The organism is Roseomonas genomospecies 6 (assembly GCF_008365375.1).
In the GTDB taxonomy this organism is placed as follows: Bacteria; Pseudomonadota; Alphaproteobacteria; order Azospirillales; family Azospirillaceae; genus Azospirillum.
The window spans coordinates 37,872-52,650 of sequence record NZ_QOKW01000025.1 but is presented as its reverse complement, the minus strand read 5'-3'; the positions used below and the strand labels follow the sequence as shown (position 1 = coordinate 52,650).

The window sequence follows — 14,779 nt, the reverse complement described above, 5'->3', positions numbered from 1 at the left end:
CTTTTGTTCTTCTCGAATTGTCCGGATCAGTCGCCGATGCCGTGACCCCGCTTGGGCACGAGGCTGGCCCGTTCGAAGGTCAGGAAGACCGTGCCGTCAGCCTTGTAGCCCTCGGTGTAGGTGGTCACGATGCCCTGGGTCGGACGCTTCCTGGATTCGCGCACGTCCAGCACCTTGGAGCGCGCGTAGACCGTGTCGCCGGGGAAGACCGGGGCGACCAGCTTGATCTCCTTCCAGCCGAGATTGGCGACGGACTTGTAGGAGACGTCGTCCACCGTCATGCCCAGCACGATGGCCAGCGTCAGCCCGCTGTTGACCAGCGGCTTGCCGAACTCCGACTTTTCGGCGAAGGCGTGGTCGCAGTGCATGGGGTGGCGGTTCATCGTCAGCAGGCTGAACTGGATGTTGTCCGCTTCGGTGATCGTCCGGCCGGGGCGGTGTTCGTAGACGTCGCCGACGGTGAAGTCCTCGAGGTAGCGGCCCAGGTCGGCGACGATGGTCCGCGGTTCCAGAATGTCAGGCATGGGCGGGCATCTCTTGTCTGCGGATCGAAGGGGATCGGCGGTGGACCGGATCATTTCAGGGTGACATGATCCAAGTCTGTGATAGCATGTTGTACGTACAAATAACACGCCCCTCCAACCTTGGAAAGCGTTTTCATGGCCAACAATCCGCAATCCCCCGCTCCGGCCCCCGCACCGGCCTCCGCCCACCGTTCCTACCTGTTCGTTCCCGGCGCCCGCCCGGATCGTTTCGCCAAGGCGCTGGCGGCGGGTGCCGACGCGGTGATCATCGATCTGGAGGACGCGGTGGCCCCCGCCGACAAGGACGGCGCCCGCGCCGCCGTCTGCGCCTTCCTGCGCGAACGCCCGACGGAGTCCGGCCCGGCGGTTTTCGTTCGGACCAATTCATTGCGCAGCCGCACCGGCCTCTTGGACATACTGGCCCTGACGGACGGCGGGGCGCCGGGCTGGGCGGGCATCCTGCTGCCGAAGGTGGACGGGGCGGAGGATGTGCGGCTGGCCGCCGGCCTTCTGGACGAGCAGGGCCTCCCCGGCACGCTCGGCGCGCTGATCGAGAGCGCCGCCGGCCTGGAGAACGTCATGGCGATCGCCGCGGCCTCCCCCCGCCTGTCCTTCCTGATGTTCGGCGGGGCCGACCTGTCGGGGGAGCTGCGCGTGCCGCTGGAGTGGGAGCCGCTGCTGTTCGCCCGCAGCCGCGTCGTGCACGCAGCATCCCGCTTCGGTCTGGACGCGCTGGACATGCCCTGGATCGCGCTGGACGACGAGGAGGGCTACCGGCGGGAACTGGCGCGCAGCGTCCTGCATGGCTTCACCGCGCGTTCGGCCATCCACCCCAAGCAGATCGCCGCCATCCACGACGCCTACACCCCGTCGCCGGAGGCGGTCGTCCAGGCCGGGCGGGTCCTCGCCGCCTTCGAGGCCGCGGGCGGCGGCGTCTGCACGCTGGACGGCAAACTGGTCGAACGCCCGCTGGTGCAGGGGTCCCATCGCATCCTGGCATTGGCCCGGCGCGCCGGAATGCTGTAGGCCCGGAATCGCCTGCCCAGGATCGCCCGTCCAACCGCCTGCCCATCAGCGCCGCGCCCCCGCCACTTGTCCGGACTCCCATGCCCACGCAAGAAACACCGCCCGCCCCGTTCCCGCTCTTATTGGCGGAAGTCACCAGCGTGCAGACCGTCGCCACCCTGTCCGTCCTGACCCTGGCGACCGTGGCCCCGCTGGCCGCGGCCTCGCTGGGGGTGGGGTCGGAGGCGGTCGGCTACCAGATCAGCGTCATCTATGGGGCCGCCGCCTTCGTCTCGGCCTTCGCCGGGCTGGTGGTGCGGCGCTGGGGGGCCGGGTCGGTGGGCATCCTGGCCATGGCCCTGGGGATGGTGGGGTGCCTGGGCATCGCCACCGGCCTGCTGTGGGTCGCCGCGTTGGCGTCGGTGCTGATCGGCATCGGTTATGGGCTGGTCAACCCCTCCTCCTCCCACCTGCTGAACCGCTTCACCCCGCCGGCCCGGCGCAACCTCGTCTTCTCGCTGAAGCAGACGGGCGTGCCGCTGGCCGGCGTGCTGGCCGGGCTGCTGCTGCCGGGAATCGGGGAAATGGCGGGATGGCGCGGGGCGGCGGTGGCGGTGGCCGGGATGTTCGCGCTGCTGCTGGTCATCTACACGCCGGGGCGCCGGATGTGGGACGACGACCGCAGCCCCGGCCTGCCGATCCGCGGCAACCTGATGGAAGGGCCGCGGCTGGTCTGGCGGGTTCCGGCGCTGCGCGGCTTCGCGCTGATGGGCTTCTGCTTCTCGGCGATCCAGCTCTCGCTGATGGCCTTCACGGTGAACATGCTGGTCCATGACCTGGACTGGTCCATCGTCTCCGCCGGTCTCGCCGTGTCGGTGATGCAGGCGGCGGGGGCGGCGGCGCGCATCGGCTGGGGCCTGTTGGCCGACCGGCTGCGCTCCGGCGTGGCCGTCCTGGGCGGGATCGGGGTCCTGTCCGCCGCCGCCGCCCTCGCCACCGCCACCCTGGCGCCAAGCTGGCCGGTGCCCGCGGTGCTCGCCATCCTGACGGTGTTCGGCACGGCGGCCATCGGCTGGAACGGCGTGTTCCTGGCGGAAGTGGCGCGGGTCGCCCCGCCGGGAACGGCCAGCACGGCGACGGGCGGGGCGTTGATGTTCACCTTCTCCGGCGTGGTCGTCGGGCCGGCGCTGTTCGCCACCCTGTTCAACAGCGTCGGCAGCTACGGCGAGACCTTCGCCCTGATGACCGCCTTTCCGCTGGCCGGGGCGGCGTCGGTTCTGTGGTGGTCGCGCCGGACGGCGTGACGTCGGAGGTGATAGGCCCTATCGCGTAGAGTTGTCCGTACAATAATGTTGGCATCGCCCATTGTTTTGCCCTATGATCGTTCGGACAAGCGGGCCAGAAGCGTCCGAACGCAGCCATGGGAGGGATGCCAATGTTCGATCCGTCACGATTCAAACCGTTTGTGGCAAGGACGGTGCTGATCGGGTTGACGGTGGCCGGGTTGGCCGCCGGAGCGCCGGAGCAGGTCCGGGCGCAGACGGCGGCGCCGATCGAAATGGTGATGACGGACGAGATCGCGACGTCGCACTGGACCGCCAAGATGATGGACGAGTATGCGGCCATGATCGAGGAGCGCTCGCAGGGCCGCATCAAGCCGAAGGTCTTCCATTCCGGCACCCTCTACAAGGACAAGGACGCCGTCGCCGCGCTGGGTTCCGGCGCCGTGCACATGGTCTGGCCGGTCAGCGTGCAGCTTGAGAGCATCGCGCCGCAATACGGCGTGGTGAACCTGCCCTTCGCCGTCACCGACGAGGCCATGTCCAAGCCGGAAACCGCCAAGGAGGTCGCCAAGCTGCTCTCCGGGCTGGTGGCCGACAAGGGCATCCGCGTCATGGGGCTGATGCGGACCGCCGACCTGATCTTCCTGTTCAAGGACAAGGAGGTCGACTCCATCGGCGACCTGAAGGGCAGCAAGGTCCGCCTGACCGGCGGGCGCGTCCTGCAATCGCTGATGCGCGAGTTCGGGGCCAGCCCGGTGTCCATGCCCGCCTCCGAAATGGCGGCGGCCCTGATGCAGGGGGCCATCGACGGAATCTACACCTCCGCCGGCGGCTGGGAGATGGTCGGCACGAACGCCGCCAAGGTGGCCTCCCTGGTGCCGGGCATGAGCCTGCTGACCTATTCGGTCCTGGTGGACGACAAGTGGATGAAGGGCCTGCCCGACGACCTGCGGCAGGTGGTGGAGACGACCACCAACGAGATCGTCGCCAAGCAGTGGCAGCGCGCCATCGACGCCGACAAGAAGACCATGGACCAGATGATCGCCCAGGGCGGACGGCTGGCCGTGGCTCCGGAGACCGAGCGGGCGAAGTTCCGCGAGATCGCCACGAAGGTGAACCAGGAGTATGTCCGGCGCTATCCGGAAATCTGGAAGCAGTATCAGAGCATCGTCGGCAACAAGAGCTGAAGCGTCCCCCGCTTCGCCCTGCGGCGCGGGCGGCGGTCCGGTCCGGACCCCGCCCGCGCCGTTCTTTTCAAAATCCGCTCACACGGACCGGGACAGGCCGCCGTCCACCCGGATGTTCTGCCCGGTGATGTAGCCGGCCCCGTCGGAGGCGAGGAAGGCGACGGTCGCCGCGATCTCCTCGCTTTTGCCGTAGCGGCCCATCGGCACGCCCCGGCGCCGTTCCTCGGTCGCCGGAAGGCTGTCGATCCAGCCGGGCAGCACGTTGTTCATCCGCACATTGTCGGCGGCGTACTGGTCCGCGAACAGCTTGGTGAAGGAGGCCAGCCCGGCCCGCGCGACGGCGGAGGTCGGGAACATCGGGCTCGGCTCGAAGGCCCAGGCGGTGGAGATGTTGACGATCGACCCGCCCTTTTGGCGCACCATCACCGGGGTCACCAACCGCACCGCGCGGACCACGTTCAGGAAATAGACCTCGATCCCCTTGTGCCAGTCCTCGTCGGTCAGCTCCAGCAGAGGCTTGCGGGGACCGTGGCCGGCGCTGTTCACCAGCGCGTCGATGCGGCCCCACCGCTCCATCGTCCGGTTCACCAGACGCTCCAGATCCTCGGCGGACTGGTTCGATCCGGTCACGCCGATCCCGCCCAGCTCCTCCGCCAGGGCCTCGCCCTTGCCCGAGGAGGACAGCACCGCGACCTTGAAGCCGTCCGCCGCCAGACGCCGCGCCGCCGCGGCCCCCATGCCGCTGCCGCCCGCGGTGATGATGGCAACCTTATCGCCCATGGTTCTTCATCCCTCTCCTGCCGGAACGGTTCCTCCGTTCCTTCCCCTCCTGTATCGCACCGGATGGACGGGCGAGGGAAGCCGGCGGTCAGAGAGGGTGCGGTCAGAGGGTGAGGAGAAAGGCCACCGAAGCGACCGGCGCCACCGTGACGAAGCCGACTGCGACGACGCGCTCGACCGGGCTCCAGGACGCCCAATCCCGCTGAAGCGAGGACAAGAACGACTTCATGTTCCCTCACGAACCGACCGATGTTGCAGTGCGAATAAGATACGGTTTGTCGGGCCGTTCGTGCCAGGGGCGTGGTTTCCATATCGCAAAATATCGGGGGGTGATGCAGGCCCGCCACACAACGGAAAGCGGCGTTTTTGCTGGGTTTCGTCATCCCGGCACCGCCAAAGGTTGCTTGGCTGCCACAGGGATGGGAGGGTGCGGTCGAACGGGGGCCTTTACCGGCTGAACAGTTCAAGGATTTGCGACGCCGCCCGATCCGGAGGGATCGACGCGATGCAGTGCGCCTCGGCCGCCGTGCAGCTTTCCGCCGGGCAGGGCGGCGATGCCCCGGCGGGCCGCAGCACCAGCGCCCGCGGGCTCCAGGGGCGGAATCGCTCCGGCGCGTGGTAGTGGTTCGGGTTTCCGCCCTCCGGATGGCAGGAGAAGACGGCGACCGGCACGCCCACGGCGGCTCCCAGATGGGCCGGACCGGAATCCATGGCGATCAGCCCCGCCGTCCGCTCGATCACCGCCGCCGCCGGACGCAGCCCGGTCCGCCCGGTGAGGTCGGTCACCCGCCCCGGCAAGGCCGCGGCGATGAGGGCGGCGGCCCCCCGCTCCGGTTCGGTGCCGAGAACCGCCACCCGCGCGCCGAGCGCTCCGGCCACCATGGCGACCACCGCCGCCAGCCGGTCCGGCGGGTATTCGCGGCGCGAGGCGGCGGCGCCCGGCGCCACGGCGATCACGCGCTCCCCCGCCGCGCCGGACAGCAGGCGGGCGGCCTCCGCCCGGTCCTCCGCCGTCAGGTGCACCTCCACCCCGGCATCGTCCGGAACGCCGCCCGCGAAGCGCAGCAGGGCGAGGGTCTGCTCCACCTCGTGGCGGCCCGGCGGGGGCCTCAGCGGGTGGGTGTAGGCGCGGTCGAAGCCCGCGTTTCCCGACGCCTTCCAGGGGGTGACCGTCTCCGAGAAGCCCAGGACGGCGCGGGCGCGGCTGTTCGCGGCCAACGCCGTGGCGCCATGCCGGTCGAAGTCGTAGCGCGGCACCAGCGTCAGGTCGAAACCGGCCCGGAACGCCTCCGCGAAGGACGCGGCGGCGCCCGGCGTGACGGCGCGCAGGTCGATGCCGCCGTCCGGCTTCGGGTGCGGCGCCACCACCGCATCCACATACGGGCAGGTCGCGGCGAGGTCGGCCACGGCGGGGCGCACCGCCAGCAGGATGCGCGCTTGCGGAACCGAGGCCCGCAGCCCGCGCAGGAAGGGCGTGGCGAGCACGAAGTCCCCCACCTCGTCCAGCTTCACCACCAGGATGCGCCGAGCGGATGAAAGGTCGAACACGGCGTCCGTCATGCCGCGCTCATGTCGATGCGGGCGGGCGGCAGACCGGCGCACCAGCGCCGCCACGCCATGCGGTAGCCGGCCTCGACCGCCGCAGTGTAGCCCGCCTCGTCCATCAAGGGGGAGCGTGCCATCCTCTCCCGCAGCCCGGCGCGTTGCGCCTCCAGAAAGGCGCGGTCGGTGGCCAGCCGGACGGCGAGCGACAGATAATCCTCCTCCCGCTCCACCAGCAGCGCGTCCAGCCCGACGCTGCCCAGCATGGTGGCACCCCAGCGGGAAATCATCGCCTCCCCCGCCAGGGACAGCATGGGAACCCCCATCCACAGCGCGTCGCAGGTGGTCGTCCCGCCGTTGGCAAAAACGGGGTCCAGCGCGCAGTCCAGCCGCACATAGTCCTCATAAGGGTCCGGGGTCGTGCCGCGCAGCAGCAGCCGCGATTCCTCCACCCCATGGGCGGCGAAGGCGTCCAGCACCCGCCGCGCCACCCCGCCACCCGACAGCCCCCGCCATTTCAGCATCAGCCGCGCGCCGGGCACCGCCGCCAGCACCCGCGCCCACAGCGCCAGGGTGGAGCCGTTCAGCTTCGTCAGGTTGTTGAAGGAGCCGAAGGTGAACACCCCCGCCGTCTCCACCGGCGGGCGGGCGGGAGGTGCGACGGCGGACTCCGCGGGGCGGTAGCAGAGCACGCTTCCCGGCAGGCGGATCAGCTTTTCCGTATGAAGGGCGTCGGCGCTCTCCGCGGCGAAGCGATGGTCGGAGAACTGGTAGTCCATCGCCGTCAGACCCGTCGTGTTCGGGTAGAGCGGCAGGCTGACCTGGACCGGCGCCGGGCGGCGGATGAACAGCGGCATGCGGTTGCGCGACATGTGCCCGCCGCAGTCCACCAGCACGTCGATCCCGTCCGCGCGGATCAGGCGTTCCAGCTCCCCGTCCGGCATGGCGGCGACGTCGCGCCAGCGGTCGGCCAGCGCCGCGAAGCGGGCCGTCGCGGCGTCCTTCGGCAGGTCGGCGTAATAGCAGGTGACCTCCACCGCCGCCCGGTCGTGGCGTTCGATCAGCGGCAGCAGGAAGTGATAGCCCGGCCCCGGATAGCGCTGGAAATCCGGGGACAGGTAGCCGACGCGCAGGCGGCGGTCCGGGTCGCGGTCCGTGTCACCGAAATGCTGGGCGAAATGCTGGGCAAAGCGCGGGGCGGCGGGCGGCACCGGCATCACCGCCTGTTCGAAGCGCCGATGCTCCGCGAACACCGCGCCGAGGTCCGCCGCCTCGTCGAAGCACAGGCAGAACAGCAGGTTGGACCGCACCTCCGCATCCTCCGGCGCGCGGTCCAGGGCGGCGCGCAGGGCGGCCACCGCCTCGCCATGGCGGCCCAGCGCCATCAGCGCGACGCCGAGGTTGGAGCTTGCCAACGCCTCCCGCTCCGCCGCGCGCAGGGCCAGCGCCCGGCGCAGCAGCGTGACCGCCTCGTCGAAGGCGCCGGCCTCGATGGCGTGGGTGCCGAGGTTGGTCCAGCCGGCGGCCCCGTCGGGCTGCAAGGCCACGGCGCGCCGGAACCAGGCCCGCGCCTCCTCCCCGCGCTTCGCCCGGTGGAGGACAGACCCGGCGTTCAGGGCGTGGCCCGCCTCCTCCGGCACCATGAAGACGGCGCGCCGGGCGGCGGTCGCCGCCGCCTCCATCCGTCCCAGGGCGGACAGCGCCATGCCCAGCCCGGTCAGCGCCTGCGCCGAATCCGGGGCCAGCGCCAGCGCGCGTCGGTAGCAGCGCGGGGCCTCCGCGGGATGCCCCCGCTCCTGCCACAGGTTGCCGAGCACCAGCAGGGCGTCGGGCGCCGGGGCCAGGACCGACGCCCGCTCCAGCCACGCCGCCCCCTCCAGCCAGGGTCCGACGGCGGCCAGCGCCGCGCCCAGAATCTTCGCTCCTTCGGCGTGGCCGGGCTCCAGCGCCATCAGACGTCGCCCCGCCTCCGCCGTTCCCGCCCCGTCGCCCAGCGCGTGGGACAGCCCGGCCACCTGCTCCAGCGCCTGGACCAGCAGCGGCGCCAGCCCGGCGGCCCGGCGGAAGGCGGCGAGCGCATCGCTCGGACGCCCCGCGTCGCGCAGCGCGGCCCCCTGGTTGTAGGCGGCGAGCACCTGACCGGGGCCGAGCGCCAGCGCCCGTCCGTACCAATCCGCCGCCGGGCCGGGCCGCCCCAGGTCGTACAGGGCGTCGGCCAGCGCGTTGGCGGCCTCCCCATCCTCCGGCGCCAGGGCCAGCAGGCGGCGGAAAGCGCGGGCCGCGTCCTCCGTCCGTCCCAGCTTGGTCTGGGCATTGGCCTCCAGCCGGTGGTGACCGGGGTCCAGCGGGGCGAGGCGGGCGGCGTGGCCGTAGGCGTCCGCGGCCTCCGCCCAGAGCCCGACCGCTTCCAGCACGCGGCCCAGGTTGAGGCGGAAGACCGGCTGCCGGCCGTCCTTCGCCACGGCCTTGCGGATCAGCGCGATCCCGGCGTCCGGCTCACCGGTCTGCGCCTTCAGAAGGCCCAGCAGATGCAGCGCGTCGCTCTGGTCCGGCGCTTGACGCAGAACCCGCTCATAGAGGGGACGCGCCTCCGCCAGCCGTCCGTTCTGGTGATGGACGACGGCCTGCGCCAGCGTCTCCTGAAGTCTGGAGGGGGAAAGGTCGCGGCTGGCGCTCATGACGGTCCGTGTGTCTGGCCCGCGGGCGGGGGTTCGGGACGCGCAGTGTAGCGCGCCCGCGCCGCCGCGGGTACGGATGCGTCGGTCGCACCGGGGAAATACGGGTCCGCCCCACCGGAGACCGGTTCAGGCGGCTTCCCCGCCGGCCCCCAACCGGGCGGCGGCGTTCGCGGCGCCCATGGCGAGCGCCGCCTCGCGGGCGGTCAGGCCGCGCGTGTCCCGCGCGCCGGGGTCGGCGCCGCTGGCGAGCAGGAAGTCCACCATCTCCACCCGGTCGAACATGGCGGCGGTCATCAGCGCCGTCCGCCCGTCCGGCCCGCAGCCGTCCACCGCCGCCCCCTCCTCCAGCAGAACGCGCAGGACCGCGCCGTCCCCCTTGAAGGCGGCGGCGGCCAGGGGCGTCTGGCCCCGATCGTTCGCCAGCTCCGGATCGGCGCCATGGCGCATCAGGGCGCGGGCAAGCTCCGCATGGCCGTGGTAGCTGGCCAGCATCAGCAGGCTGTCGCCCTTGTCGTTCCGCAGGTTGGGCGGCAGGCCCATCTCCAGCAGTTCCGTCAGCTCGGCGGTGCCGCCGCTCCGCGCCCAATGGAACAGCTTCCCGGCGAAGGCGATGGTGTCCTCGTCCAGCTCCGGGCGTGGTTCCCGTTGCGGTTCCCCCTGCGCACCCATGGCGGCGCTCCCCCGGTCAAGGCTTCGGCTCAAACCGGTGAAACAGCCGCCATGCCGCTTTGTTGCGCCACCCCCTCCGGCGCGTCTTCAGCAACCGGAGGGACCGTTCACGGTTGCCGATAGGCGCTGCCGTCCTCGGCCCTTGCGGGATTCCGGACGTATTTCCCCTGCTCCGGCACGGCGATCCGGTCGAAGTCGCGGGCGAGGTCGTGGAGCGCCGCCCGCATCCCGGCCCCCCGCATGGCGGGACCATGCCCCGTCACCGCAAGTTCGGGTTCGAGCCCCGCCAGAAGCGCCACCGACTCCCGCGCCTTTTCCCAATCCGTCGTGTAGTACATGGGTGGGCCGTGCATCTCCGGGTCCTGGACGGCCACGGCGTAGGCCGATTCCTGACGCGTCGTGATGAAGGCGTCGCCCGCGATGACGGTCCGGTCCGCCTCGCGCCAGAAGGAGACGTGACCCGGGCTGTGCCCCGGCGTCGCGAGCCAGCGCCATCCGGGCATCCCCGGCACGCCGCCATCCTCCGGAAGGCCGCGCAGCCAGCGCTTCACGTCCACCGGCCCACGGGGATAGAGGGGCGCCATCAGGGACATCAGGCCGCCGCCCACCGATGGATCGGGCGGCGGGTAGGAGGCGCTGCCGTCGAGATAGGGATGCTCCAGGCCATGGGCGTAGACCGGCGCCTCCCAACGGTCCGCCAGTTCCTCCAGAGCGCCGACATGATCGAAATGCCCGTGGGTCATGACGATGGCCGCAGGGCGCGAGGCCGGCCCGAACCGTTCCTCCGCGGCCTTGGCGATGAGGCCCGCCGTGCCCATGACCCCGGCGTCGATCAGCACCCACTGCCGGTCGCCCGCTCCGGGCGCGCCGACGAAGACCACATTGACGATGGCGAGGCGGCGGTAGGCCAGATCGGGAGCGATCTCATGGGTGCCGTCGTCGCGCGCCCGGTCCCGCCCCGGATCGTCGGCACGCCCCGCGGAATCGAGAGGGATCTGCCGCGCCATGCCCCATCCTCCTTGCTGCGACCGGTGAGGGGCGTGCCCGCTCACCATTCGTAGGCAAACTGAGGGTGCCTGCGATGGTTCCCCGTCACGGAGCGCAGGGGACTATTCCATCGGATGATCGAGCGGGCGCCCCATCGCCGCTCCGGCGGCGGCGCCCAGCGCGCAGCCCAGCGCCGTCGCCGGGCCGGTCGCCGGCAGGGCCGCCCCACCGGTCGCAGCACCCGCCGCGACGGCTCCCGTCGCCCCCACCGCCCCACCGGCCAAGCAACCGAGCGTCAGCCCCGCCGCCGTGTGCCGGTTCTGATACAGCAGGGCGCCGCCCAGGATGATCGCGCGCTCCGCCCCGTCGCGCAGCCCGTCCGTCTTGCCGGACAGCCAGCCGCGCCAGTCCGACGCGGGGGGAGCGGCCTGAGCCGCCGTTGTCGCCGTCATGGCCGCCAGCGTCGCGAGAAGAGCGGCGGCGAGGATTCGGCCAGTCGTGTGTCGCACGGGAACCTCCATTTCCGGGAGCCGCAGGATACGCCATCGCGGCGCGCGGGGTGCCCCCGAAAGACGGGAAGAGTACCACTGTCCGGGCTACCCCCTCCGCGTCCGGCCTGTAGTAGATACTTACTGCCACGCCAACAATCAGCATGACTAGCATTCAGGCTGGAGCCACCCACCGGAACGGAGCCAGCCCCCATGGCCAAGGCCATCCACATGATGATCCGGGTCCTCGACGAGGAGCGGTCGCGGGACTTCTACGCCCGCGCGTTCGGCCTGGAATGCGCCGACCGCTACGCCTTCGACGGCTTCACCCTGGTCTATCTGCGCAACGCCGAGAACGACTTCGAGATCGAGCTGACCATCAACCACGGACGCACCGAACCCTACGCCCATGGCGACGGCTACGGCCATCTGGCCGTCTGCGTGGACGATCTGGACGGGGAGCACCGGCGCTTCACCGCGCTCGGCTACGGCCCCAACCCGATCAAGGAGTTCGCGCGGGACGGCGCGCTCATGGCCCGCTTCTTTTTCGTCCAGGACCCCGACGGCTACAAGATCGAGGTCCTCCAGCGCCATGGCCGCTACCGCTGACGCGGCCACCCCGAAACAAGAATCATCAAGAATCATAATGGTCATGGGAGGAAGCGATGCCTTCTTCGACGAACCCAGCCTCAAAGCCCGCCCCAAAACCCACCATGGACCGGCGCGCCTTCCTGGCGGCCTCGGCCACCGCCGCCACGGCGGCCGCCATCCTGGTGTCGGGCGGGGCGATCCTCTGCCCGCGGGAAGCCTGGGGCTATGAGACCAAGGCGCTGGCGCCGGACACCATGCGCTCGCTGATCCGGGTGTCGCGCGACATCTACCCGCACGACCGGCTGGCCGACCGCTTCTACGCCGTCGCCATGAAGGCGCAGGACGAGAAGGCCGCCGCCGACGCCGCCTTGAAGGATCTGTACGAGGCCGGCATGGCGAAGCTCGACCGGCTGGCCAAGGCCAAGCACGACGCGCCCTACGCCGACATCGGCTGGGAGGCCGACCGGGTCCGCCTGCTGCACGAGATCGAGAACGATCCCTTCTTCCAGGCGGTGCGCGGCGGGCTGGTGACCGGCCTCTACAACAACCAGGAGGTCTGGCCCCTCTTCGGCTACGAGGGCGAGAGCGCGTCCAAGGGCGGCTACATCGACCGCGGATTCAACGACATCGAGTGGCTCTGACCACCGTCTCAGGAAGGATGCTTCAGCCATGGCAGCGAAATTCGACCTGAACGACGACGGCGTCGTGGTGATCGTGGGCTCCGGGGCGGGCGGCGGCACGCTCGGCACGCAACTGGCGCTGAAGGGCATCAGGACGGTGATCCTGGAAGCCGGCGGACGCCACAACATGGAGGATTTCCAGAACGACGAATGGGCAAGCTTCGCCCAGATCTCCTGGCTCGACCCGCGCACCACCTCGGGAAGCTGGCGGGTGGCGCGGGACTTCCCGGGCCTGCCGGCCTGGATCGTCAAGGCGGTCGGCGGCTCCACGGTGCATTGGGCGGGTGCCGCGCTGCGCTTCCAGCCGCACGAGTTCAAGACCCTCACCACCTACGGCGAGGTCGCGGGCGCCAACCTGCTGGACTGGCCGATCACGCTGGAGGAGTTGGAGCCCTGGTACGCCATGGCGGAGGACCGCATGGGCGTCACCCGCACCAACGGCATCCCCGGCCTGCCCGGCAACAACAACTTCAAGGTCCTGAAGGCCGGCGCCGACAAGATGGGCTACACGGAGTGCCACACCGGCAACATGGCGATCAATTCCGAACCCCGCGACGGGAGGGGGGCCTGCCAGCAGATCGGCTTCTGCTTCCAGGGCTGCAAATCGGGGGCGAAATGGTCCACCCTGATCGCCGAGATTCCCAAGGGCGAGGAAACCGGAAAGCTGGAGGTCCGCGCCAACGCCCAGGTGCTGAAGATCGAACATGACGCGAAGGGCAAGGTGACCGGCGTCGTCTACGCCGACAAGGACGGGGCGATCCAGCGCCAGAAGGCCCGCATCGTCGCGGTGGCCGGCAACTCCATCGAAAGCCCCCGGCTGCTTCTGAACTCCGCGTCCTCCATGTTCCCCGACGGGCTCGCCAACTCCTCCGGCCAGGTGGGGCGGAACTACATGCGGCACATGACCGGCTCGGTCTACGGCGTGTTCGAGAAGCCGGTGCGCATGCACCGCGGAACCACCATGGCCGGGATCATCCGCGACGAGGCGAAGAACAAGCCCGACCGCGGCTTCGTCGGCGGGTACGAGATCGAAACCTTGTCGCTCGGCCTGCCCTTCATGGCGGCCTTCCTCGATCCCGGCGCCTGGGGGCGGGAATTCACCTCCGCGCTCGACGGCTACGACCATATGGCCGGCATGTGGCTGGTGGGGGAGGACATGCCGCAGGAGAGCAACCGCGTCACCCTGCACGCCGACAAGAAGGACAAGTACGGGATGCCCGTCCCGAACGTCCATTTCGACGATCATCCCAACGACGCCGCCATGCGCCGGCACGCCTACCGGCAGGGCATGGCGCTGTATGAATCCGTGGGTGCGACCCGGACGTTCCCGACGCCGCCCTACCCCTCCACCCACAATCTGGGCACCAACCGGATGAGCGGGAATGCCCGCGACGGCGTGGTGAACAAGTGGGGACAGACCCACGACGTGGCGAACCTGTTCGTGTCCGACGGCTCGCAGTTCACCACCGGCGGGGCGGAGAACCCGACCCTGACCATCGTGGCGCTGGCGCTGCGTCAGGCCGACTACATCGCCGGCCAGATGGCAAAGAACGCGATCTGATCGCTGCCCTGTCCCAGTATTCGGGATAACGGTTTCTCATCAGCCCCTCTCTTCCGGACGGAGGAGGGGGGCCTTCTTTTGCTCTCACACCGTCTCGCGTTCTTTTTCAGGGGCCGCCACCGAGGCCGGAATTCCCGCCGGAAGGGCGGCGGCGGCCACCGCGGCAAAATCGGTGCGCGCCTCCCGCTCAAGCTCTTCCACGCAGGGGCGGTGGCCTTTGACCTCCTGGGCATAGGTCAGGCAGGCGCAGCGCAGCAGGCCGGCAAAGTTGCGCCGCTCCACCCCGCGCGCCAAGACTTCATCGTGCAACTTTGACAGGAAGCGCCCAAGCGACACACCCTGCATCGCCGCGATTTCCTCCAGCGTGCCCCAGAAGGCCGCCTCCAGGCAGACGCTCGTCGAATGACCGCTAAGGCGAACCCGCCGGGTTACCATGCGGAAGCGTTCAGGGTCCTGACCGGCGAAAATTCGGCACATCCCTTGTCTCCTTCCAGACTGCCCCGGCTCCTTGACTGCACTATGCACTGAAAATCAGCATGGCGCATCAAATTACCGGGACTGCCACCTCTCTGGGTTGAAGACATCGTAGTATTGATTGGCAAATACGGGTGCGCGGAAAAGGCTCGGCGACGCCAAGTCTTCCCTTGATACCACCCCCGCCCGCTGAAAGAAGCGCTTACCACGGCCAACCCGCCGCAAAAGAACTAGCCATGAGAAATCGGGGAACCGTTTGCGCAGCGCATTTCTGTCACGGAACCCGCCCTGCATGACCCCGTTATTGGTTTCCGGTTTACGACGTCAATC

Annotated in this window: 15 protein-coding genes; 6 read left to right on the top strand and 9 right to left on the bottom strand. The window is 70.1% G+C overall.

The genetic code is table 11. The features are described 5' to 3' along the window. Positions 1-26 precede the first annotated feature (26 nt). Positions 27-524, bottom strand: a complete 498-nt coding sequence (locus tag DS843_RS24245; RefSeq protein WP_149471401.1) for a MaoC family dehydratase — start codon at positions 522-524, stop codon at positions 27-29. 135 nt (positions 525-659) lie between these two features. Between DS843_RS24245 and DS843_RS24240 the strand changes: the two genes are divergently transcribed. The 3 genes from DS843_RS24240 to dctP all read left to right on the top strand — a co-directional run bounded on the left by DS843_RS24240 (position 660) and on the right by dctP (position 3,999). Next, entirely contained in the window at positions 660-1,550 is an 891-nt protein-coding gene (locus DS843_RS24240; RefSeq protein ID WP_149471400.1) for an HpcH/HpaI aldolase/citrate lyase family protein, read from the top strand. A gap of 140 nt (positions 1,551-1,690) precedes the next feature. Beyond that, complete coding sequence (locus DS843_RS24235) at positions 1,691-2,833, top strand: MFS transporter (protein WP_167525446.1); 1,143 nt, start codon at positions 1,691-1,693, stop codon at positions 2,831-2,833. A 173-nt stretch (positions 2,834-3,006) separates the two neighbouring features. After that, on the top strand, positions 3,007-3,999 hold the full coding sequence (gene dctP, locus DS843_RS24230) for a TRAP transporter substrate-binding protein DctP (RefSeq protein WP_286192293.1): 993 nt from the start codon (positions 3,007-3,009) through the stop codon (positions 3,997-3,999). 78 nt (positions 4,000-4,077) lie between these two features. Here dctP and DS843_RS24225 read toward each other — a convergent pair whose 3' ends face one another. The 7 genes from DS843_RS24225 to DS843_RS24200 all read right to left on the bottom strand — a co-directional run bounded on the left by DS843_RS24225 (position 4,078) and on the right by DS843_RS24200 (position 11,164). Further along, on the bottom strand, positions 4,078-4,779 hold the full coding sequence (locus DS843_RS24225) for an SDR family oxidoreductase (protein ID WP_149471397.1): 702 nt from the start codon (positions 4,777-4,779) through the stop codon (positions 4,078-4,080). Between the two features lie 103 nt (positions 4,780-4,882). Next, on the bottom strand, positions 4,883-5,008 hold the full coding sequence (locus DS843_RS31900) for a hypothetical protein (RefSeq protein WP_286192292.1): 126 nt from the start codon (positions 5,006-5,008) through the stop codon (positions 4,883-4,885). Between the two features lie 218 nt (positions 5,009-5,226). Beyond that, entirely contained in the window at positions 5,227-6,339 is a 1,113-nt protein-coding gene (locus tag DS843_RS24220; protein WP_149471396.1) for a glycosyltransferase family 9 protein, read from the bottom strand. Continuing rightward, positions 6,336-8,999 (bottom strand): tetratricopeptide repeat protein, encoded by a 2,664-nt coding sequence (locus DS843_RS24215; protein WP_149471395.1) that lies wholly within the window; start codon positions 8,997-8,999, stop codon positions 6,336-6,338. The genes DS843_RS24220 and DS843_RS24215 overlap by 4 nt, the downstream gene beginning before the upstream one ends. 126 nt (positions 9,000-9,125) lie before the next feature. Continuing rightward, the gene (locus tag DS843_RS24210) at positions 9,126-9,668 is read right to left on the bottom strand and encodes an ankyrin repeat domain-containing protein (protein ID WP_149471394.1); all 543 of its coding nucleotides are present in this window, start codon (positions 9,666-9,668) and stop codon (positions 9,126-9,128) included. Between the two features lie 107 nt (positions 9,669-9,775). Then, positions 9,776-10,675 carry an MBL fold metallo-hydrolase gene (locus DS843_RS24205; RefSeq protein ID WP_149471393.1) on the bottom strand — a complete coding sequence of 300 codons (900 nt, stop codon included), beginning with the start codon at positions 10,673-10,675 and terminating at the stop codon, positions 9,776-9,778. A 102-nt stretch (positions 10,676-10,777) separates the two neighbouring features. Beyond that, positions 10,778-11,164 (bottom strand): hypothetical protein, encoded by a 387-nt coding sequence (locus DS843_RS24200; protein ID WP_149471392.1) that lies wholly within the window; start codon positions 11,162-11,164, stop codon positions 10,778-10,780. 192 nt (positions 11,165-11,356) lie between these two features. Here DS843_RS24200 and DS843_RS24195 point away from each other — a divergent pair, with 192 nt between their 5' ends. The 3 genes from DS843_RS24195 (at position 11,357) to DS843_RS24185 (ending at position 13,975) form a co-directional block, all read left to right on the top strand. Then, on the top strand, positions 11,357-11,752 hold the full coding sequence (locus DS843_RS24195; RefSeq protein ID WP_094306072.1) for a VOC family protein: 396 nt from the start codon (positions 11,357-11,359) through the stop codon (positions 11,750-11,752). Positions 11,753-11,856: 104 nt separating this feature from the next. Next, positions 11,857-12,375, top strand: a complete 519-nt coding sequence (locus tag DS843_RS24190) for a twin-arginine translocation signal domain-containing protein (protein WP_149471391.1) — start codon at positions 11,857-11,859, stop codon at positions 12,373-12,375. Between the two features lie 28 nt (positions 12,376-12,403). Then, on the top strand, positions 12,404-13,975 hold the full coding sequence (locus DS843_RS24185) for a GMC family oxidoreductase (protein ID WP_149471390.1): 1,572 nt from the start codon (positions 12,404-12,406) through the stop codon (positions 13,973-13,975). An 84-nt stretch (positions 13,976-14,059) separates the two neighbouring features. Here DS843_RS24185 and DS843_RS24180 read toward each other — a convergent pair whose 3' ends face one another. After that, complete coding sequence (locus DS843_RS24180) at positions 14,060-14,452, bottom strand: ribbon-helix-helix domain-containing protein (protein ID WP_149471389.1); 393 nt, start codon at positions 14,450-14,452, stop codon at positions 14,060-14,062. Positions 14,453-14,779: the final 327 nt, after the last annotated feature.

Excerpts from the sequence above, each read along its gene's own strand:
- DS843_RS24245 (WP_149471401.1), bottom strand. The coding sequence starts at position 524 with ATGCCTGACATTCTGGAACCGCGGACCATCGTCGCCGACCTGGGCCGC.
- DS843_RS24240 (WP_149471400.1), top strand. The coding sequence starts at position 660 with ATGGCCAACAATCCGCAATCCCCCGCTCCGGCCCCCGCACCGGCCTCC.
- DS843_RS24225 (WP_149471397.1), bottom strand. The coding sequence starts at position 4,779 with ATGGGCGATAAGGTTGCCATCATCACCGCGGGCGGCAGCGGCATGGGG.
- DS843_RS31900 (WP_286192292.1), bottom strand. The coding sequence starts at position 5,008 with ATGAAGTCGTTCTTGTCCTCGCTTCAGCGGGATTGGGCGTCCTGGAGC.
- DS843_RS24220 (WP_149471396.1), bottom strand. The coding sequence starts at position 6,339 with ATGACGGACGCCGTGTTCGACCTTTCATCCGCTCGGCGCATCCTGGTG.
- DS843_RS24215 (WP_149471395.1), bottom strand. The coding sequence starts at position 8,999 with ATGAGCGCCAGCCGCGACCTTTCCCCCTCCAGACTTCAGGAGACGCTG.
- DS843_RS24210 (WP_149471394.1), bottom strand. The coding sequence starts at position 9,668 with ATGGGTGCGCAGGGGGAACCGCAACGGGAACCACGCCCGGAGCTGGAC.
- DS843_RS24205 (WP_149471393.1), bottom strand. The coding sequence starts at position 10,675 with ATGGCGCGGCAGATCCCTCTCGATTCCGCGGGGCGTGCCGACGATCCG.
- DS843_RS24195 (WP_094306072.1), top strand. The coding sequence starts at position 11,357 with ATGGCCAAGGCCATCCACATGATGATCCGGGTCCTCGACGAGGAGCGG.
- DS843_RS24190 (WP_149471391.1), top strand. The coding sequence starts at position 11,857 with ATGGACCGGCGCGCCTTCCTGGCGGCCTCGGCCACCGCCGCCACGGCG.
- DS843_RS24185 (WP_149471390.1), top strand. The coding sequence starts at position 12,404 with ATGGCAGCGAAATTCGACCTGAACGACGACGGCGTCGTGGTGATCGTG.
- DS843_RS24180 (WP_149471389.1), bottom strand. The coding sequence starts at position 14,452 with ATGTGCCGAATTTTCGCCGGTCAGGACCCTGAACGCTTCCGCATGGTA.